This is a genomic window from Pseudomonas sp. GM18 (assembly GCF_000282195.1).
Taxonomy (GTDB): Bacteria; Pseudomonadota; Gammaproteobacteria; order Pseudomonadales; family Pseudomonadaceae; genus Aquipseudomonas.
In genome coordinates this window covers 39,854-57,103 of record NZ_AKJT01000036.1, presented here as the reverse complement: position 1 = coordinate 57,103, position 17,250 = coordinate 39,854, and the positions used below count along the sequence as shown (strand labels likewise).

Below are 17,250 nucleotides of genomic sequence, written 5' to 3'. Positions count from 1 at the left end.
ATCCGAATTCCGTTATTGGCCGATGCCTGCCTGTTGCGAAAGGCTGCGGCCCTGAGCGTACACTCGTCAACATTGCAGCGGAACATACACATCAGTTTGCCATTGATCCTGCGGCGTCTCGGGATAGACGCTCAGGTAATTGAAAAACAGCGGGTGGTCACGAAGTTCCTCTCCGCTGGCAGGAAGCCAATCGCGGTAAATCGGATAAATCGTCTCGCCGATGTGATCCGCAGACCCCACGTGTCGCACCACGACGCAGCGACCGCCAGGAATGACGATCTCGTGCACACCGAACTCATTCGGCGCCACAGCCTCGTGAATCTCGCCGCAGATTGCGAAGCGGAATGCTTGTGGAGGTGTCGTATCGGGGTTGCCATAGGGAATGCCAAAGGTGCGACTCGATGCCACCGGCGACTGTCCGCTCTGCATACGCCACTCGATGAACTTGCGCACGCTCTCATTGACGAGCCCGGCGGGTCCGCAGTGCTCAAGCGTTGCTACCCTGACTTCAGGGAACTCCACGATTCGTACTTGCATGATGATAGTCCTGGAAAAGTGAGGGATTGCGAATACCGTATTCCAGACCTGCCAGTTCGGTTCCTTCCTGAACGCGCTCGGCGTCATGCCGAACGCCCGCCTGAACGCCCTGCAAAATGCCTCGGGGCTTTCAAAGCCGGCACCGAGTGCGGCGTCGAGTACCGAGTGATCAGCGAGGGCGGCCAGGCGATGTGCCGCGCGTCTTAGCCGCATCAGTTGCACATAGCGTGAGACCGGCACTCCGGCGAACGCGGTGAATTGTCGATGGAAGTGAAACACCGAAAAATTCGCCACATGGCTCAACGTCTTCACCGACAGATCACCTTCGAGATTGGCATCAATGTAGGCGAGTACGGCGTTGAAGCGTTTTGTGTAAGCGAAGTTGCTCGGCATGTCAGACACTGGGAAAAGGCTCCTGGAAGTACGGTCGGCAATAGAGTCGACTATAGCGGCGCGAACGCGCCTAGCCGCGTTTGCTCAACGTACGTTTTGGGTTGGCCGATGCGATCTCTTCCAAGGCAATGTAAACGGTTAAAAATGCCAGTCCTCAGCGCGAACGACGCGACAGAATGGACCCGCCAGGGTCGCATTGTGATGAGCGATGATATGTTCGGCCTTCAACTCAGGGGTATCGGTGCAGGTATGACCATCGGCGATCAGCACTGCATCGAATCCAAGATCGCGTGCAGCGCGGCAGGTGCTGTCGACACAATACTGGGTCTTCATTCCGGCAATAACCACACCCTGAGATCCACAAGCCTTCAGCCGATCGGCCAGGTCAGTCATAACGAAAGCGTTGGGTCGGTTTTTTTCGAAGATTACTTCGTCGCCTTGTAGCAGCAGTTCCTGTACCAGTTGCGTCAACGGGCTTGCAGGTTCGATAGGCGAGCCAGGAGGACCGACGTGGCGAGCAAGGAAAATTGGCACGCCAGCCGTGCGGGCCTTGCTCAACAGGTGATTCAAAGTGTTCAGCAGCGCTTCGCCAGCCCATGGTTTATCCGGACCATGAAACAATCCAGCCTGCATATCGAGAATCAACAGTGCGTACATAGTGCTTTCCTTGCGTTTGGACCAGCGACACAAGGGCAAAAGAAAAGGCCCTGTCCATCGCTGGCGGGCCTTTGAAGTTCGTGCGTTATTGGCTCACGACACCTCTCACGACCCGCCTTGGGCGGTCGTGGTCGTGGTGGTCGAGGCAATGCGTGGCTGATTCATAAAGTAGACAATATCTGCACGGTACCTGGTTGGCAAGGAGGCGTGACCTGCGTGGCGGCTACTGCTTGTATTGATACGCTAAAGTTATGCAGGGCGTCGATCAACTGTGACCCCACTGTTCGTGCTGCTTCCTTCCCAGGAGGGTCCAATGCCGCCCATCATCACATTCCTGGTGGCGCTGTCTGTGCTTGGCTTGACTCTTGTAGTGCAAGCCCAGACTAACGCCTGCCCACCTGGCGAGAAACAAGTGTGCCTGAACGGCTGCATCTGCCTGCCAGATCTGGGGCAGATGCCTGATGGCGTCTACCAGGTCGCGGCACCTGCCTTGGCGCTGTGGCTGACCCAGGCCCGCGCTGAAGCAGCCAACGCCGACATCCAGCCCATTCCACCGCACATCCGGGAGCAACTGCTGCGCTGGTACGACCCCAGCGTCCTCGATGCCGCGCACTACAAAGTGAGTGACAATGGCCAATTCAGCGCCGCCACTTCCATGCTGCAGAACCCCGATGTCGGTGCCGTGACCCTGATCGACATCATCCTCTTCCGGGACGCTCAAACCGCAGAACAGGACATCGCGCTCTGGGCTCACGAACTGAAGCACGTGCAGCAGTTCCAGGAATGGGGGGTAGAAGGATTTGCCCAGCGGTATACACAAGATTTCAATGCTGTGGAGGCGCCGGCTTATGCCATACAGGCTGAGGTTCGACGGTCGGTGCGGGGAGGGACTCACTGAAGGGTAGCGAAGCTCCCTGACATTACGGGCACAAAGCAGTCATTATTGGCTGAAAGCAGCCTGTCAGTTAGGGAAGAGTTGAATGGTGTTCAGAGTGATGGTGGTCGGTGGCTACGGAAACTTCGGTAGCATCGTTTGCAGGCATTTGGCGGTGATGCCAGATGTGGAACTGGTGATTTCGGGCCGCGATCCACACAAGTTGCAGCGCAAAGTCGATGAGTTGAAAAGCCAATCGGGCACTGTCGCCGAAAGTTGGTGCGGCAATGCCATGGGCACTGAGTTCAAATCCGTTTTGCGCGCGATGAACATCCAGTTGCTCATCCATACCGGCGGCCCGTTTCAGGGGCAATCCTATGCGGTCGCCGAGAACTGCATTGAGGCTGGCGTGAACTACTGCGACCTGTCTGACTGCCGAATCTTCGTTAACGGCGTTGGTGTACTCGACGCTTTGGCGAAACAGGCCGGAGTAGCAATCCTCAGTGGCTGCAGTTCGGTGCCGACACTTTCGTCAGCCATCATCGATCAGCAGCGCTATCGCTTCAGTCGTATCGACTCGATCGAACATGGCATTTCCTCTTCGGCGAAGATGCCGGGATTGTCGACCGTTGAAGGCGTACTCGCCTACGCAGGTAAACCGATCAAACAACTCAAGAATGGCAAGGTGCATGAAGTGTCGGGTTGGCAGGATTTGACGCTGCGCAAGATGCCGCATCTGGGCACTCGTGTGTTGGCTAACGTCGATGTGCCGGACATGGATATTTTCGCCAGCCGCTATGGCGCGCAAACCCTGAGCTTCAAGGCCGGTGCGGGCTTGAAGCTGGGTGGTGTCGCCAACTATCTGCTGGCTCAGGCGTTGAAGATCGGGCTGGTTCGCGACCATGCCCTTTGGGCCGCAAGACTGCATCGGCTGGGGACCCGGTTTGAACGTTTTGGCGATGGCAAAAGCGCGATGTACATCGACGTTCAGGGCAGGGGAGTCGATGGGAAACCGCTGGCCATGACCGTGCAACTGACGGCCCTGAATGACAAGGGGCCGGAAATCCCAAGCTGCGCATCCGTAGCCTTGGCCGCGAAAATGGCCCAGGGCTATGTGCCGCAACCCGGTGCCCGGGCTTGCGTGGGCGAAATTACCGTGGATGAATACATGGCAGCGATCAACGATCCGGACAATTTGAGCCTGTCCGTGCAGTTCTCTGAGGAGCCGCGCTGACATGCTCTATCTGTGCCTGAAGTACCTCCACATTATTGCCGCGATTTTCCTGTTCGGATTCGGCATGGGCTCCTACCTCTACCTGATCGCTGCCAGCCGCACGGCCAACCCTCAAGTGATTGCGCATGTGGCCCGAATGGTCGTGCGCTTCGACACCTGGATTACCACGCCGGCAGGCTTCGTCCAGATCATCACGGGCTACCTGCTGATGAGGCTCTCCGGACTTCCCATGACCACGGAGTGGGTGCTGACTTCGTTGATCATCTTCTTCAGCGTAGGTTCGCTTTGGTTGCCGGTATTGGTGCTGCAGAAGCGGCTGTACCTGATGGCGTCTTGCGCAGTTGAGGCTGGAAGTGGACTCGATGATGAATACCGAGCCGTGTACAAAAAATGGTGGTGGATGGGGGTAGTCGGTTTTGTCGGGATGTTTGTGATTGTGCTGATGATGGTGACGAAGATGACGCCGGTGCAACTGGTTGGGCTATTGGGATAGCAGGATCGGTTGGCTCAAGACCTGGTGTTCCAGGCCACTGCGCACAAGGCAAGTCCCGCCACATTCAACGAGACCGGATTGAAGGCCTCCTTGAGCATCGATGGATTGAAAATTGCCACATCCAGCAGCAGGCCAAATAGCGCCGTCGCGGCGACGGCAAGAGGCCAGGCACTGCGCGACGCGAGCAGTATCCATAAGGCCAGTGCAATTTCTGCGACCCCGGCAATATTGGCGAACAGTTCAACCTGAGTGATCCCGTGAGACTGGATCATCGTCCGCTCGCCCGGGCTTAGCCACAGCAACTTGGGAATCAGACCGTGGTAGCCAAACATGAACGCCAGTCCCCCACGGGCGATCCAGTTAATGCGTGTGAGGGCGTTCATAGCGGCGCTTTCAAAAAGCGCTGTTCATGATCGGGATCCGGCAACAGGCACGTGTCGTATTTCCCGAAGAGCTGATAACGATTAAGTGCAATGCGGTCGTACGCCCAGTCTCGAAGCCTGCGAGGGAAGATGCGCAACAGGTTCACTGGGCGCCAAAGTGCAGGCAACTGGGCGATGACTTCGAAAAATGCATCCGAACGCTCCCAGTAGTGTCGGTCGCGGATCACCGCCATGGTGTCGAATTGATCCACGGGCAAACCTGCCCACGCGAGCAGAACTTGCCCCTCGGGTGACTGAACCGCCGCCAACCGCACTCGCTGCTGGCGGTCATGGCGAATCAAGAACCTCGCCCAGCCATTGCACAGCTTGCAGACACCGTCGAACAAGACCACCGTCTCTCCTGGTTTGAGCAGCGGCGCGGGTGAGGGGCGGATTTGCGAGGCGGGCATAAGTGTGCGTCCAAGGGAACCTGATTATCCCGGATCATAACCGCGTGCCGGCGTTAAAGTCTGCATTTGGCCGGAGGGGGGGGCGGCTCCTTACCGGTAGCTGCAATAGCCAATGCGTTATCATTGTCTCTTTGAAATCAGCCAAGGAGGCATCCATGAGTGTGCGTGGTAAAGACCGGCAGATCGACAATATTGAATTTAATGTCGACGACATTGCCCGCAGCAAAGCTTTCTACGGAAGTGCGTTCGGCTGGACATTCGTTGACTACGGCCCTACCTATACGGAATTCAGTGATGGCCGTCTTACCGGTGGCTTCACTACGGGAGAGCCAGTTCGACCTGGTGGCCCTTTGATCATTTTGTACTCGGATGATCTCGATGAGGCGCAGCAGCGGCTCAAAGCCTTGGGCGCTGTTATCACCCGCGAAACATTCTCGTTCCCTGGTGGAAGCAGGTTCCACTTCATTGATCCAGACGGCTATGAACTGGCCGTTTGGACAGCTCGGCAGTAGGTCTCAGGTCGACCCAAAGCGGCCCATAACCTGGGTCCGCTTTGGGCCGATACGCAAGCGGTAGGGACGGCTCGAGCCATGACCCTGGTCGCATAAATTTGAAATGCACAGCATTGCTCGCCAGAATCGCGCCCCGATCCGGTCAAAGGTGCCGGACGTTCGTGGTGAAAAGGGGCTGCAGTTGAACCAACAGACATTGTCCATGCGCCTGGAGCGCGTGGCGGCGCATGTGCCAGCAGGCGCGTGCCTGGCCGATATCGGCTCGGATCACGGCTATCTGCCGGTGGCATTGATGCGCCGTGGCGTCATCGCTGCGGCGGTGGCCGGCGAGGTGGCATTGACGCCGTTTCGCTCGGCCGAGCGCACCGTGCGTGAGAACGGCCTGGAGCAGCGGATCACCGTGCGCCTGGCCAATGGCCTGGGGGCGATCGAGCCGGGAGACGGGATCACGGCGATCAGCATCTGCGGCATGGGCGGCGAGACGATCCGCGACATCCTCGACAGCGGCAAGGCACGCCTGAGCGGCCAGGAGCGCCTGATCCTGCAGCCCAACGGCGGCGAGCAACCACTGCGCCAATGGCTGATGGAAAATGGTTACCGCATCCTCTGCGAGGAAGTGCTGCGGGAAAACCGCTTCGACTACGAAATCATCGTCGCCGAGCGCGCCGGGCCGGTGACGTACACCGCCGAGGAGCTGTACTTCGGCCCGCTGCAGATGCAGGCACGCAGCCCGGCGTTCCTGCTCAAGTGGCAGCGCCTGCTGCGCGAGAAGCAGCGGACCCTGAACAACTTCGCCCGGGCGCGGCAGGCTGTGCCTGAGGATAAGGTGCAGGACGTCGCCCGGCAGGCTCGGTGGATCACCGAACTGTTGGCTTGAGCCCTCGGAGTCATGCCCCTGCAAGCATCAAATCCAGATTCTGCACCGCCGCTCCAGCGGCTCCCTTCCCAAGATTGTCAAACACCGCAGCCAACAAAACCTGCCCCGTCTCATCATTCTCAAACACTGACAATCGCAAATCATCAGTCCCGTTAAGTGCCTGAGGATCAAGGTACGTCAACCCTTTAGCCTCCTGCATCGACATCACCTGTACATGGCTCGCATCGACGTAGTGCCGCATCAGACACGCATGCAACTGCACCGCACTCACACCTGGCGCCAACAACCGGGTTTGCAAGGGGATGGTCAGTACGATCCCCTGCCGAAAAGCGCCATAGGCCGGCACAAACATTGGCCGCTCCGTCAGACCGCTTTGCTGCTGAATCTCCGGAATATGTTTGTGTGCCAGCCCCAGCCCATAGACCTGAAACGCCGACGCCTGTGCTGCGCCTTCTCCCTCATGTTCCTCCACTCCGATGCGCCCTTTTCCGGAATAACCCGACACGGCATGAATGTTCATCGGGTAATCCTTGGGCAGTAATCCGGCCTCCAGTAAAGGGCGCAGCAACCCTATCGCCCCCGTCGGATAGCAACCGGGATTACTCACCCGTCGCGCGGCGGCGATGCGTTGGCTCTGCTGCGGATTCATCTGCGCGAAACCATAGGTCCAGTCTGGATGGGTACGGTGCGCCGAACTCGCATCGATCACCCGAACGGCGGGGTTTTCGATGGTCGCTACAGCGTCGCGCGCGGCTTGGTCGGGCAAGCAGAGAATCGCGATGTCGCAGTTATTGATGGCTTCGGCGCGACGTTGCGGATTCTTGCGATATTCGGGGCTGAGTGTGATAAGCCGCAGGTCGCTCCGGTCTCGTAGGCGTTGATGGATTTGCAACCCGGTGGTGCCTTGGTCGCCATCGATGAATACAAGAGGACTTGCCATGGAATGCTCTCGGACATAGGAAATCAGGAGTTCCAATCTTCAGCGAGGCGCTAAGATAGGAAAAGTTGAATTTATAAACGATGAAATTCAGTTTTTCTGAACAAGGAGTCACTCATGCGCGAAATCAGCCTGGACCGTCTGCGCACGTTGGTGGCGATTGCCGACCTGGGTTCGTTTGCCGAGGCGGCCCGCGTGCTGCACCTCGCGCCACCCACGGTCAGTTTGCATATCGCTGACCTGGAGTCGCGCGTGGGCGGCAAGCTGTTGTCGCGCACGCGTGGGCGCGTTCAGCCTTCGGCGATTGGACACACACTGGTGGAACGTGCCCGACGCCTGTTGGCGGATGCGGAGCAGGCGCTTGAAGACGTGGAACGTCAGGTACAGGGATTGGCCGGGCGTGTGCGACTAGGCGCCTCCACAGGGGCCATCGCACAGTTACTGCCGCAAGCCTTGGAGACGTTGAGCCAACGCCATCCCGCTATTGATGTGCAGGTCGCGGTGCTCACGTCGCAGGAAACGTTGCACAAGCTTGCCGAAGGCTCTTTGGAGATCGGTCTGGTCGCGCTGCCGCAACCCCCGGTGAAAGACTTGCGGATCGAGCCATGGCGACGGGACCCGGTCATGGCCTTCTTGCCGGCTCGCTGGGAAGCCCCGGATGTTGTGACCCCCGACTGGCTGTCCGCTCAGCCATTGATTCTGAATGACAACACCACTCGCCTTTCGCGCTTGACCTCGGAGTGGTTCGCCAGTGGTGGGCGGCAGCCTGCGCCGCGTATTCAACTGAACTACAACGATGCGATCAAAAGCCTGGTGGCGGCTGGCTATGGTGCGACGTTGTTACCGCATGAAGCCTCCACGCCATTGCCCGATACCAGGATCGTCATGCGACCATTACAGCCCTTATTGTGGCGGCAACTTGGTATTGCCCACCGTAGTCGGGACATCGAACGGCCTACGCAACATGTGCTGGATGTGTTGTGGGAGTTGAGTGCGGGGTAGGGGGATTTTGTCAGGCGAATCAATCGTGGGATTGCTAAACCAACTGACGGACCCCCAGAGACAAAATCAAACCGCCGCACAGTCGATCGATAGCTTTTTTCCTCCCTTGATACGCGCAAGCAATCTTGGGTTGCGAAAGAGTGATTGCGACCATTCCATACCAGGTCATTGAAACCACCACGACAACTGCCAGCATCGACGAAAACGTGCCTGGTGAAACGTGGGCGGGGGCTGCTGCTGAAAAAACAGCGGCATAGAAGGCCATGGACTTGGGGTTGCCGATATTGGTAACCACCCCCTGAATGAAGGACTGCCGGCAACTACCGGCGACGGCATCATTTAGCGGGCCAAGCGCATTCTTCCCTGCGTTGATCAGCAGTCGGAATCCGAACCACATCAGGTAGGTGGCGCCCAGAACCTTTACAACAAGCGCAGCCCAAGGGAGCGCAGCAAATACAACCCCGAGACCTGCAATTGCACAGGTGGACCAGAACAAATTGACCAGTACGATGCCCGCTACCAAGGCCAGAGCTTCTGACCGTGTAGCAGCCACCGCTTTATGGACCACTGCAACGAAATTTGGCCCTGGAATAACGACACCGGCCAGGTAGACCAAAAAGACTGTCAAAACGGCGGAACCATCGATCATGTGCTTCCTCGCGAGTCCTGTGGACGGTGTTCGTCACACAAATAAGATGTTCCAGGAGCAAGGTCGCTCGTGACCTCAACGTCCATCGAGATAAGAGTTTTACACAGGGCTCTCGAGATTAGGGGCTTTTTACGCACTCTGGACTCAAAGCAACCCTTCGCAATCAACAGGGCACTTACTCTGGAATGCCAATGGCAGTCAGCTTGTTCCAGATCGATGGCGACTCAGACATCTCCACCAGCAGTTGTCCAAATGCATTGGCCGCGGGCGTCTTTCCCGTGGCATTCCATATCAGCCTGAAATCAGCATCCAGCAGCGGTGGCAGGCCATGTTGGCCGTCAATGACCACCGTGCCAGGCTCTAGATCGAGCCCGTCGGCATCACTCGGCTATCGGTCCAGCAGAGGTGCCAGCAGTGCACACATGCCGCGCCAGTGCGAACCCTCCCAGTAAATCCGTTGGCAGGCGTCGCAGCGCAGGAAGTGCGAATAGAGGACGCCAACGCGTGGCGGCACCTGTGGCCGGGCCAGTTCCGGGCTGATCTCGTGCAGCGGCAGGTTGCAATGAAGGCACAGGCTGAATGGCCGCGCGCTACGCGCCAGGTCGAGGCGCTCGTACAATTCGCGCAGCTGCAGCGACGGTTTCAGGGCGTGCACGTAACAGCCGTGGCTGATGATCCGCCGCTTGAGCAGTTCGCGGTCGCGGGTTAGCACGATGCGTCCTTGCTGCGCAGCGATCTCGGCGATCTCGGCATCCTCGAAGCCATTGTCGTAGAGGGTGTCGAAGCCGCTCATGCGCAGCAGGCTGGCCAGCCCGCCAAGGTGCGCATCAGCAACGAAGCGCAGCACTCGTAAAGGTTGTGCACGAACCTTGAGCAACGGGCTGATGTCCAGCGCTTCGAACTTGGGATATACCGCCAGCCGGTCACCGTCGAAGATTACCCGCTCGAAGCCCACCGACTCGCCGTTGAGCAGCACCATCTCGACCTCGGTGTGCGGTATCCCGAGCGCCTCGATCATGTGCTTGACCGTCGCCCCTTGCGCGCACTCGCAAGTGAAGGACTGCCGCCGACGCTCGGCCGGCAGGAAATCGTTGAGCTCCTCGTAGAAGCGGAAAGTTGCACGGGTCATGCTGAACAGTATGGCAGGGCTGCAGGAAGAATGAGTCCAGCTGCTCAGCGCGAATGTGACTTGTAATGGTCAATAAGCCTCGGCCTTAGAGCGACCCTGCGGTCGCTCTAAGGCGCTCCGGTTACTTCAGGTTGCCGCTGAGGAATTGCTGCAGGCGCTCGCTTTTGGGGTTGCCCAATACGTCCTCGGGCGCACCTTGCTCTTCAACCCGCCCCTGGTGCAGGAACAGCACCTGGTTCGACACTTTGCGCGCAAAGCTCATTTCGTGGGTCACCATGATCATGGTGCGGCCTTCTTCGGCCAGACCCTGGATCACCTTGAGCACTTCGCCCACCAGTTCCGGGTCCAGGGCCGACGTCGGCTCGTCGAACAGCATGATCTCCGGTTCCATGCTCAGGGCGCGGGCAATGGCGACCCGTTGCTGCTGACCACCCGAGAGAAACGCCGGATATTGATCGGCAACCCGTGCCGGCAAACCGACCTTGTCCAGGTAGCGCCGGGCGCGATCCTCTGCGTCCTTCTTGCTGACGCCCAGCACCCGGCGTGGGGCCATGGTGATGTTCTCGAGCACGGTCATGTGGCTCCACAGATTGAAGTGCTGGAACACCATCGCCAGGCGAGTGCGGATGCGTTGCAGTTCATTGGCGTCGGCCACGCGCATGCCGTGGCGGTCATGGACCATTTGAATGGGCTGGTTGTCCAGGCTCATGGCGCCGTCGTTGGGCGTTTCCAGGAAGTTGATGCAACGTAGAAAGGTGCTCTTGCCCGAACCACTGGCGCCAATCAGGCTGATCACATCGCCGGTCCTGGCGTTCAGCGAAACACCCTTGAGGACTTCATGGTTGCCGTAACTTTTGTGCAGGTTTTCAACGGTCAGTTTGTACATGAACAAGCATCCTGAATTAGTGAGCCGGGCCAAGGAAAGACAACCAGCGGCGTTCAGCCAGGCGGAACAGGCCGACCAGGGAGAAAGTGACTGCCAGGTAGATCAACGCGGCGAGGCCGAACGACTGGAAGGTCAGGAAGGTCGCCGAGTTGGCGTCCCGCGCGACTTTCAGGATGTCCGGGATGGTCGCGGTGAAGGCCACGGTGGTCGAGTGCAGCATCAGAATCACTTCGTTGCTGTAGTAAGGCAGCGAGCGACGCAGGGCGGACGGCATGATCACGTAGGTGTACAGCTTCCAGCCGGTCAGCCCGTAGGCTTTGGCCGCTTCGACTTCACCATGGTTCATGCTGCGAATCGCCCCGGCGAAGATCTCCGTGGTGTAGGCGCAGGTGTTCAGGGCGAAGGCCAGGATGGTGCAGTTCATCGCATCGCGAAAGAACGCATCCAGTACTGGCTGAGCACGCACCGCGGCCAGGCTGTAAATGCCGGTGTAGCAAATCAGCAGCTGGATATACAGCGGCGTACCGCGAAACAGGTAGGTGTAGAACTGCACCGGCCAGCGCACCCAGACATTGCTCGAGACTCGGGCAATCGACAGCGGGATCGACGTCACGAAGCCGAAGAAGATCGAGGCACTGAGCAGCCAGAGGGTCATGGCCAGCCCGGTGATGTGATTGCCGTCCTGGAACAGGAAAGGTTTCCAGTATTCCTGCAGTAGCTCGATCATCGCACGGCCTCCCGGGTGCCTGCGGCGTAGAAGATTTCCATCCGGCGCAAGACGTAGTTCGAAACGGTGGTTATCACCAGATAGATCAAGGCGGCCAGAATCAGGAAGAAGAACAGCTGATAGGTGCTCTTGCCCGCGTCCTGGGCCACCTTGACCAGATCGGCCAAGCCAATGATCGACACCAGCGCGGTGGCCTTGAGGATCACCATCCAGTTGTTACCGATGCCCGGCAGGGCAAAACGCATCATTTGCGGGAACACCACCAAGCGAAAGCGCTGAGCGCGGGTCAGGCCATAGGCGGTAGCCGCTTCCATCTGCCCTCGCGGTACGGCAAGGATGGCGCCACGGAAGGTTTCGGTGAAATAAGCCCCGTAGATGAAGCCCAGGGTAATGACCCCGGCGCTGAACGGGTTGATCTCGATGTATTCCCATTCCATGAAGTCGGTAAACAAGGACAGCCAGGTTTGCAGGCTGTAGAAGATCAGCAGCATCAGCACCAGGTCCGGCACCCCGCGAATCAGCGTGGTGTAGGCCTGCGCGGGGACGCGCAGCAGTGCCGATTTCGAAAGCTTGGCGCTGGCGCCGATCAGGCCCAGGCCAACGCTCACCAGCAAGCACAGAAAGGATAATTTGACAGTCATCCAGGAGCCTTGCAGCAACAGCGGGCCGAAACCCTTAAGGCTAAAGTCTGACAGCCCGAGAATCTGCAATAGGTTTTCTAGCATTGAGCAGCCCTACGTCAATCAAAAAAGTGCCCATCCGGAAATGGGCGCAGGGTCATTATTTGCCGCTGTAGAGATTCAGATCGCCAAAGTGCTTCTGCTGGACGGCCGCATAGGTGCCATTGTCGTGCAGTGCCTTGATACCTTTGTTCAGCAAGGCCTGGAGCTCGGCGTTGCCTTTGGCGAGACCCACGGCGGTCTTGGCTGGAAGCAGGGGATTTTCGACCGGCTCGCTGACCTGGAAGTCGGCGCCTGGTGGCGACTTCAGGAAGCCCAGTTCGGCTTGCAGCATGTCCTGGATTGAGGCATCGAGGCGTCCGGAGATCAGGTCAGCGTACACCTGGTCCTGGTTGGCGTAGGCCTGGGTCTCTACCCCGGCCTTGTCCAGCACGGCCTTGGCGTAGGCTTCCTGGATGGTGCCTTGCTCATAGCCGACTTTCTTGCCCTTGAGGGAGGCCGGATCGGTGCCGATGGCCGCGCCTTTCTTGAATACCAGCGCGGTCGGGCCAGAGAACAGCTCGTTCGAGAAATCGATGACTTTCTCACGCGCCGGCGTGACGGTCATGGAAGAGATCACGCCATCGAACTTGTTGGCCTTGAGGCCGGGAATCATGCCGTCGAAGTCGCTTTCAACCCACTTGCACTTGACCTTCAGCTCAGCGCAGATCGCGTTACCCAAGTCGATATCGAAGCCCGCCAGGCCGCCATCGGCGGCCTTGGATTCGAACGGCGCATAAGAGGGGTCGACGCCAAAGCGCAACTCCTTGTACTCCTTGGCCAGCGCAGAACCGGCAGCCACACACAAAGCCAATGCAGAAAGAGTGAGAAATGCTTTTTTCATTATTTTATTCCCAAGGACCATCGAAAGCGCTTGTGCCGCAAGAGCGCGTGTAACTGCGTGGCAGATGTCTTATGCACACGCAGATACTTGTACAGACAAGCATATGCAATCAACCGGCCAATTTGCCGATTGGGCGTTTGAGAAAGCGCGTACAGCGCTCTGGTATGGGCTTGGCAGGCAGGTGAGCGCAGGGGGTGAGGCAGCCTGTGAGGCTGTTACCAAAGCAGGTTTTTACCCCCGGCTGGGGTATGCGGTAACAAAGTGTGAGATCAAGGGCACCGACTTTCCTGGCTCAAGCCTTGACCCAACGCTGACGGCTCCAGCTACTCAATGTATCGACGGCCAAGACCAAGAACAGCATCGCCAGAATAACCGTGCTGGCTTGAGCTTCCTGGAACAGGCTGAGGCTGACATAGAGCATTTGCCCCAAACCACCGGCGCCGACGAAGCCGAGCACACTGGCCATGCGGATGTTGTTTTCCCAGCGGTACAGGATGTAGGCCAGTAGCTGTGGCAACAGGTTGGGCAGGGTGCCGTAACAGAACGCCCATACGGCATTGGCGCCCTGCAGGCGGATCGCGTCGGCGGGTTCGGGTGGGGTATTTTCCAGTGCTTCGGCGAACAACCGGCCGAGCACGCCGGTGGTGTGCAGGGCTAATGCCAGGGTGCCGGCGTTGGGACCGAGCCCGGCGGCCAGGACCATCAGCGCGGCCCATACCAGTTCCGGCACCGCGCGCAAGGCGTTGAGCACCAGACGTGACGCGCTCTGCAAAGGCCAGCCGTAGCGCCCGGCTGCGGGCAATGCCAATAACAGGCCGAACACCGCCGCGAGCAGGGTGCCAAGGGCCGACATGGCCAGGGTTTCCAGGGCGCCGTGGCCGATGGCTTGCAGATGGCCCGAGCTCAGGTCCGGGCTGAGAAAACGCTGGGCATAAGCACCCATCTGCTTCAGGTTGCCGGCGCCGCCGAGCTCGCCGAGGTCGATGCCCAGGTAGTTGAACGAGGCGATGACCGCTGCGCCGATGCACAGGAGCAGTGCCAGGTTGAACAGGCGATTCATGTCAGCCTCCAGCGCAGCAGGCGGCTGAGTTGATCGGCGAGCAGCACCAGGACGAGGAACGTCAGTAACAGACTGGCCACTTCACCACCGGCGAACATGCGCAACGACAAATCCATTTGCTGGCCCAGGCCGCCGGCTCCGACGAAACCCATCACCACCGAGGCGCGGATTGCGCATTCCCAGCGGTACACCGTGTACGACAGCAGTTCCGCAGCGACATTGGGCAGGATCCCGTAGCAAAAGGCAGCGAGCCGACCACTGCCGGATTGCAGTAGCGCGTGTACCGGGCGCTGGTCGACCGACTCGAAAATTTCCGCGTAGACCTTACCCAACATGCCGCTGTAGGTGATGGCAATGGCCAGTACTCCGGCCGTCGGGCCGAGGCCGACGGCGCGCACGAACAGCAGGGCCCAGACGATTTCCGGCACGCTGCGCAGGAAGATCAGTAAACCGCGTATGGGCCAACGCAGCAGTTGGCCCCAATAGCTCGGGTGGCCTGCACGCGAGGCAGCAGACAGCGACAGAGCACGACTGGCGAGCAGGCCGGCGGGGACTGCCAACAGCAACGCCAGGGCCATGCCGGCCGTGGCGATGGCCAGGGTCTGCAGGGTGGCTTGCAACAACAGCTCAATGAATTCCTCGCCATGGGCCGGTGGCCAGAAGGCGGATACAAACCGGCCCATCTCGCTCTGACTGTCACTCGCCACCAGTACGCTCAGGTCCAGCTCGCTGAAGCGGATGCCGGGCCACAGCAAGGCAAGGGCCAGCAAGGTGAGCAGCAGGCGCGGCAGGGCAGCTGGATCGCGGGTGTCAGACGTCAGCATCGGGGAATCTGCACGCTCAGGGGGGGCAGAGGAGCCGGCGAGGATTGCAACTGTTCATTAGCGTAGAGCTTATCGAGCAGCTCGCGGTCGACGGCGCTGGCCGCAAGGTCGAACAGGATCTGTCCATCACGCAAGCCGATGATGCGCGAAAAGTGCGCCAGGGCCAGCTCCACCGCATGCAGGCTGGCGACCAGGGTGACGTTCTGTTCCCGGGCATGGCGACACAGAACCGAAAGCGTGTGCTCGGCCAACACCGGGTCCATGGCCGATACCGGCTCATCGGCCAGTAACACCTCGGGCGCTTGATACAACACGCGGGCAATGCCCACGCGCTGTAGCTGTCCACCGGACAGTTGTTGGCAATGCGCGAACAGCTTGTCACTCAGGTCCAGTCTGGCCAATGCCGCGCGTGCGCCCGGAACGTCCAGTGGATGCAACAGGTTCAGCAGGCTCTTGCCCAGACCCCACTGACCCAGCTTGCCGGCCAGAACCGCGGTGACCACGCGTTGGCGCGGGGGCAGGGGAGGCGCCTGGTGGATCAGACCGATGCGCGCGCGCAGCCGCTGACGCTGACGGGCAGAAAGCTGCCAGACGCGCTCGCCAAGCACCTGCAGTTCGCCGTTGCCCGGACGCAGGGCGGTGGCCAGCAGATTGAGCAAGCTCGACTTACCCGCGCCGGACGGACCGATGATCGCGACCTGTTCGCGTGCACCGATGTGCAGGTCCACGCCACGCAGCGCCTGGACGCCGTTGGCGTGGGTAAGGCTGACCTGGGTCAGATGCAATGTCATTTGAGCAGTTCGGCGGCGCGTGCGGCTTCCTCGATGCCCTTGTAGTTCTCAGGCTTGGTTTCGATGAAGCGGCTGGCGGCCTGCAGGTCCAGAATCTCCTTGTCTTTCGGGTTCGCCGGATCGAGCGCCAGGAAGGCTGCCTTTATCTTGGCCGCCAGCGCCGGGTCGAGGGTTCCGCGCACCGTCCAATTGTAGTCGAAGTACGCTGGGGTGGTCGAAAACACTTTGACCTTGGTGGTATCGACCTTGCCGGCAGCGACCAGTTTTTCCCACACGCTGGCGTTGAGCACCCCGGCGTCCACCTTGCCGGCCTGGACCCAGGCAACGGTGGCGTCATGGGCGCCGGAGTAGCCGACGCGACTGAAGTAGGTCTCCGGCTTGATGCCATCCTTGAGCATGAAATAGCGCGGCATGAGACTGCCGGAAGTGGAGGACACCGAGCCGAAGGCAAAGGTCTTGCCCTTGAGATCGGCGAGGGACTTGACGGCTGGGTCGGCGGTGATGAATTTGCTGGTGAATTGGGCGTCCTGTTCACGCTGCACCAGCGGAATGGCATTGCCGGTTTTCAAGCGTGCCTGCACGAACGTGAAGCCGCCCAGCCAGGCCAGGTCGATGCGATCGGTAGCCAGCGCCTCGACCACCGCCGGATAGTCGCTCACAGGCACGAACTCGACTTTCATGCCCAATTGTTGTTCCAGATAGGCGCCAAGCGGCTTGAACTTGCGCAGCAGTTCGGTCGGGGCTTCATCGGGAATCGCGCTGACTTTCAGGGTCTCGGCGGCTTGCGCCAGCAGGGTGCAAAAAGACAAGGACAAGCCGACGGCCACTGCCAGGGTACGCTTGAGCATGGAAGATCTCCGGTGCATTTACGGAAGAATGTCGAGGCGCCTGGCACAAGCTGATTGCTGCCTGGCGCTTTGTGAGGGTAGCCGAAATGGAGCGAAATTGACTGCTTTTGGCTTATTGCTGTCTGTTGCGAAGGGCGGCATGCGACCCTATGTAGCCGGTCAAAGTGCTGCTTTCAATGGACTACCTGGGAACTACCGTTCTCCGCGCTCTTCGCCTTCTATCGGAAGGCTAGTCGAATGCTAACAGCGGACATGACTGCTTGGAGTGGAAAATCGCCCTGATTTTGTGCATCGTCTAACCTCCTAGGTGTGTTTCATGATTGTCCCCGGTCAAACGACAAAGCTAGCCCCGATATCGGATGAAATACCGAGAACAAGCAGACTCAACGGTTTGGTCGGCCATTATAAATTTGCTGTCGCGAAAA

General features: G+C 59.3%; 22 protein-coding genes. 6 read left to right on the top strand and 16 right to left on the bottom strand.

The window, feature by feature from the left end:
- Nucleotides 1-66 precede the first annotated feature (66 nt).
- Together PMI21_RS17830 and PMI21_RS17835 are read right to left on the bottom strand one after the other, a co-directional pair.
- Nucleotides 67-939: an AraC family transcriptional regulator gene (locus tag PMI21_RS17830; RefSeq protein ID WP_007936976.1), complete on the bottom strand. Its 873-nt coding sequence runs from the start codon at nt 937-939 to the stop codon at nt 67-69.
- A gap of 129 nt (nt 940-1,068) precedes the next feature.
- Nucleotides 1,069-1,587 carry a cysteine hydrolase family protein gene (locus PMI21_RS17835; RefSeq protein ID WP_007936975.1) on the bottom strand — a complete coding sequence of 173 codons (519 nt, stop codon included), beginning with the start codon at nt 1,585-1,587 and terminating at the stop codon, nt 1,069-1,071.
- A 313-nt stretch (nt 1,588-1,900) separates the two neighbouring features.
- On the opposite strand from PMI21_RS17835, the gene PMI21_RS17840 reads away from it, so the two are divergent.
- The 3 genes from PMI21_RS17840 to PMI21_RS17850 all read left to right on the top strand — a co-directional run bounded on the left by PMI21_RS17840 (nt 1,901) and on the right by PMI21_RS17850 (nt 4,188).
- Entirely contained in the window at nt 1,901-2,485 is a 585-nt protein-coding gene (locus PMI21_RS17840; RefSeq protein WP_007936974.1) for an eCIS core domain-containing protein, read from the top strand.
- Between the two features lie 82 nt (nt 2,486-2,567).
- Nucleotides 2,568-3,695, top strand: coding sequence for a saccharopine dehydrogenase family protein (locus PMI21_RS17845; protein WP_007936973.1), 1,128 nt, complete (start codon nt 2,568-2,570; stop codon nt 3,693-3,695).
- Nucleotide 3,696: 1 nt separating this feature from the next.
- Nucleotides 3,697-4,188 carry a DUF2269 family protein gene (locus tag PMI21_RS17850; protein WP_007936972.1) on the top strand — a complete coding sequence of 164 codons (492 nt, stop codon included), beginning with the start codon at nt 3,697-3,699 and terminating at the stop codon, nt 4,186-4,188.
- 14 nt (nt 4,189-4,202) lie between these two features.
- Here the strand turns inward: PMI21_RS17850 and PMI21_RS17855 are convergent, their stop codons facing one another.
- Both PMI21_RS17855 and PMI21_RS17860 read right to left on the bottom strand, forming a co-directional pair.
- Entirely contained in the window at nt 4,203-4,571 is a 369-nt protein-coding gene (locus PMI21_RS17855; protein WP_007936971.1) for a DoxX-like family protein, read from the bottom strand.
- The gene (locus PMI21_RS17860; protein ID WP_007936963.1) at nt 4,568-5,020 is read right to left on the bottom strand and encodes a thiol-disulfide oxidoreductase DCC family protein; all 453 of its coding nucleotides are present in this window, start codon (nt 5,018-5,020) and stop codon (nt 4,568-4,570) included. The genes PMI21_RS17855 and PMI21_RS17860 overlap by 4 nt, the downstream gene beginning before the upstream one ends.
- A 155-nt stretch (nt 5,021-5,175) precedes the next feature.
- Here PMI21_RS17860 and PMI21_RS17865 point away from each other — a divergent pair, with 155 nt between their 5' ends.
- Together PMI21_RS17865 and PMI21_RS17870 are read left to right on the top strand one after the other, a co-directional pair.
- Entirely contained in the window at nt 5,176-5,532 is a 357-nt protein-coding gene (locus tag PMI21_RS17865; protein WP_007936962.1) for a VOC family protein, read from the top strand.
- 181 nt (nt 5,533-5,713) lie between these two features.
- Nucleotides 5,714-6,409 carry a tRNA (adenine(22)-N(1))-methyltransferase gene (locus PMI21_RS17870; protein WP_338010001.1) on the top strand — a complete coding sequence of 232 codons (696 nt, stop codon included), beginning with the start codon at nt 5,714-5,716 and terminating at the stop codon, nt 6,407-6,409.
- 10 nt (nt 6,410-6,419) lie between these two features.
- Here the strand turns inward: PMI21_RS17870 and argC are convergent, their stop codons facing one another.
- On the bottom strand, nt 6,420-7,349 hold the full coding sequence (gene argC, locus PMI21_RS17875; protein ID WP_007936960.1) for an N-acetyl-gamma-glutamyl-phosphate reductase: 930 nt from the start codon (nt 7,347-7,349) through the stop codon (nt 6,420-6,422).
- Between the two features lie 114 nt (nt 7,350-7,463).
- Here argC and PMI21_RS17880 point away from each other — a divergent pair, with 114 nt between their 5' ends.
- Nucleotides 7,464-8,348: a LysR family transcriptional regulator gene (locus tag PMI21_RS17880; protein WP_007936959.1), complete on the top strand. Its 885-nt coding sequence runs from the start codon at nt 7,464-7,466 to the stop codon at nt 8,346-8,348.
- Nucleotides 8,349-8,382: 34 nt separating this feature from the next.
- Here the strand turns inward: PMI21_RS17880 and PMI21_RS17885 are convergent, their stop codons facing one another.
- The 11 genes from PMI21_RS17885 to PMI21_RS17930 form a co-directional block, all read right to left on the bottom strand.
- Nucleotides 8,383-8,997: a LysE family translocator gene (locus tag PMI21_RS17885; protein ID WP_007936958.1), complete on the bottom strand. Its 615-nt coding sequence runs from the start codon at nt 8,995-8,997 to the stop codon at nt 8,383-8,385.
- A gap of 175 nt (nt 8,998-9,172) precedes the next feature.
- Nucleotides 9,173-9,346, bottom strand: coding sequence for a hypothetical protein (locus tag PMI21_RS29340; protein ID WP_238541208.1), 174 nt, complete (start codon nt 9,344-9,346; stop codon nt 9,173-9,175).
- A gap of 39 nt (nt 9,347-9,385) precedes the next feature.
- Nucleotides 9,386-10,126: a Mut7-C RNAse domain-containing protein gene (locus PMI21_RS17890; protein ID WP_007936957.1), complete on the bottom strand. Its 741-nt coding sequence runs from the start codon at nt 10,124-10,126 to the stop codon at nt 9,386-9,388.
- Nucleotides 10,127-10,247: 121 nt separating this feature from the next.
- Nucleotides 10,248-11,012, bottom strand: a complete 765-nt coding sequence (locus PMI21_RS17895; protein WP_007936956.1) for an ABC transporter ATP-binding protein — start codon at nt 11,010-11,012, stop codon at nt 10,248-10,250.
- A 16-nt stretch (nt 11,013-11,028) separates the two neighbouring features.
- Nucleotides 11,029-11,739, bottom strand: a complete 711-nt coding sequence (locus PMI21_RS17900) for an ABC transporter permease (protein WP_007936955.1) — start codon at nt 11,737-11,739, stop codon at nt 11,029-11,031.
- The gene (locus PMI21_RS17905; RefSeq protein WP_007936954.1) at nt 11,736-12,464 is read right to left on the bottom strand and encodes an ABC transporter permease; all 729 of its coding nucleotides are present in this window, start codon (nt 12,462-12,464) and stop codon (nt 11,736-11,738) included. The genes PMI21_RS17900 and PMI21_RS17905 overlap by 4 nt, the downstream gene beginning before the upstream one ends.
- Nucleotides 12,465-12,519: 55 nt before the next feature.
- The gene (locus tag PMI21_RS17910; protein WP_007936953.1) at nt 12,520-13,302 is read right to left on the bottom strand and encodes a transporter substrate-binding domain-containing protein; all 783 of its coding nucleotides are present in this window, start codon (nt 13,300-13,302) and stop codon (nt 12,520-12,522) included.
- A gap of 292 nt (nt 13,303-13,594) precedes the next feature.
- Entirely contained in the window at nt 13,595-14,362 is a 768-nt protein-coding gene (phnE, locus tag PMI21_RS17915) for a phosphonate ABC transporter, permease protein PhnE (protein ID WP_007936952.1), read from the bottom strand.
- The gene (gene phnE / locus PMI21_RS17920) at nt 14,359-15,186 is read right to left on the bottom strand and encodes a phosphonate ABC transporter, permease protein PhnE (RefSeq protein ID WP_007936951.1); all 828 of its coding nucleotides are present in this window, start codon (nt 15,184-15,186) and stop codon (nt 14,359-14,361) included. The genes phnE (PMI21_RS17915) and phnE (PMI21_RS17920) overlap by 4 nt, the downstream gene beginning before the upstream one ends.
- Nucleotides 15,180-15,977, bottom strand: a complete 798-nt coding sequence (locus tag PMI21_RS17925) for a phosphonate ABC transporter ATP-binding protein (protein WP_007936949.1) — start codon at nt 15,975-15,977, stop codon at nt 15,180-15,182. The genes phnE (PMI21_RS17920) and PMI21_RS17925 overlap by 7 nt, the downstream gene beginning before the upstream one ends.
- Complete coding sequence (locus tag PMI21_RS17930) at nt 15,974-16,825, bottom strand: putative selenate ABC transporter substrate-binding protein (RefSeq protein WP_007936948.1); 852 nt, start codon at nt 16,823-16,825, stop codon at nt 15,974-15,976. Before PMI21_RS17930 ends, PMI21_RS17925 begins: the two co-directional genes overlap by 4 nt.
- Nucleotides 16,826-17,250: the final 425 nt, after the last annotated feature.

What these genes read in the sequence shown, in the direction of transcription:
- PMI21_RS17895 (WP_007936956.1), bottom strand. Translation starts at nt 11,012, where the DNA reads ATGTACAAACTGACCGTTGAAAACCTGCACAAAAGTTACGGCAACCAT.
- phnE (WP_007936951.1), bottom strand. Translation starts at nt 15,186, where the DNA reads ATGCTGACGTCTGACACCCGCGATCCAGCTGCCCTGCCGCGCCTGCTG.
- PMI21_RS17835 (WP_007936975.1), bottom strand. Translation starts at nt 1,587, where the DNA reads ATGTACGCACTGTTGATTCTCGATATGCAGGCTGGATTGTTTCATGGT.
- PMI21_RS17850 (WP_007936972.1), top strand. Translation starts at nt 3,697, where the DNA reads ATGCTCTATCTGTGCCTGAAGTACCTCCACATTATTGCCGCGATTTTC.
- PMI21_RS17900 (WP_007936955.1), bottom strand. Translation starts at nt 11,739, where the DNA reads ATGATCGAGCTACTGCAGGAATACTGGAAACCTTTCCTGTTCCAGGAC.
- argC (WP_007936960.1), bottom strand. Translation starts at nt 7,349, where the DNA reads ATGGCAAGTCCTCTTGTATTCATCGATGGCGACCAAGGCACCACCGGG.
- PMI21_RS17910 (WP_007936953.1), bottom strand. Translation starts at nt 13,302, where the DNA reads ATGAAAAAAGCATTTCTCACTCTTTCTGCATTGGCTTTGTGTGTGGCT.
- phnE (WP_007936952.1), bottom strand. Translation starts at nt 14,362, where the DNA reads ATGAATCGCCTGTTCAACCTGGCACTGCTCCTGTGCATCGGCGCAGCG.
- PMI21_RS17845 (WP_007936973.1), top strand. Translation starts at nt 2,568, where the DNA reads ATGGTGTTCAGAGTGATGGTGGTCGGTGGCTACGGAAACTTCGGTAGC.
- PMI21_RS17925 (WP_007936949.1), bottom strand. Translation starts at nt 15,977, where the DNA reads ATGACATTGCATCTGACCCAGGTCAGCCTTACCCACGCCAACGGCGTC.
- PMI21_RS17860 (WP_007936963.1), bottom strand. Translation starts at nt 5,020, where the DNA reads ATGCCCGCCTCGCAAATCCGCCCCTCACCCGCGCCGCTGCTCAAACCA.
- PMI21_RS17930 (WP_007936948.1), bottom strand. Translation starts at nt 16,825, where the DNA reads ATGCTCAAGCGTACCCTGGCAGTGGCCGTCGGCTTGTCCTTGTCTTTT.
- PMI21_RS17840 (WP_007936974.1), top strand. Translation starts at nt 1,901, where the DNA reads ATGCCGCCCATCATCACATTCCTGGTGGCGCTGTCTGTGCTTGGCTTG.
- PMI21_RS17880 (WP_007936959.1), top strand. Translation starts at nt 7,464, where the DNA reads ATGCGCGAAATCAGCCTGGACCGTCTGCGCACGTTGGTGGCGATTGCC.
- PMI21_RS17890 (WP_007936957.1), bottom strand. Translation starts at nt 10,126, where the DNA reads ATGACCCGTGCAACTTTCCGCTTCTACGAGGAGCTCAACGATTTCCTG.
- PMI21_RS17905 (WP_007936954.1), bottom strand. Translation starts at nt 12,464, where the DNA reads ATGCTAGAAAACCTATTGCAGATTCTCGGGCTGTCAGACTTTAGCCTT.
- PMI21_RS17885 (WP_007936958.1), bottom strand. Translation starts at nt 8,997, where the DNA reads ATGATCGATGGTTCCGCCGTTTTGACAGTCTTTTTGGTCTACCTGGCC.
- PMI21_RS17865 (WP_007936962.1), top strand. Translation starts at nt 5,176, where the DNA reads ATGAGTGTGCGTGGTAAAGACCGGCAGATCGACAATATTGAATTTAAT.
- PMI21_RS17855 (WP_007936971.1), bottom strand. Translation starts at nt 4,571, where the DNA reads ATGAACGCCCTCACACGCATTAACTGGATCGCCCGTGGGGGACTGGCG.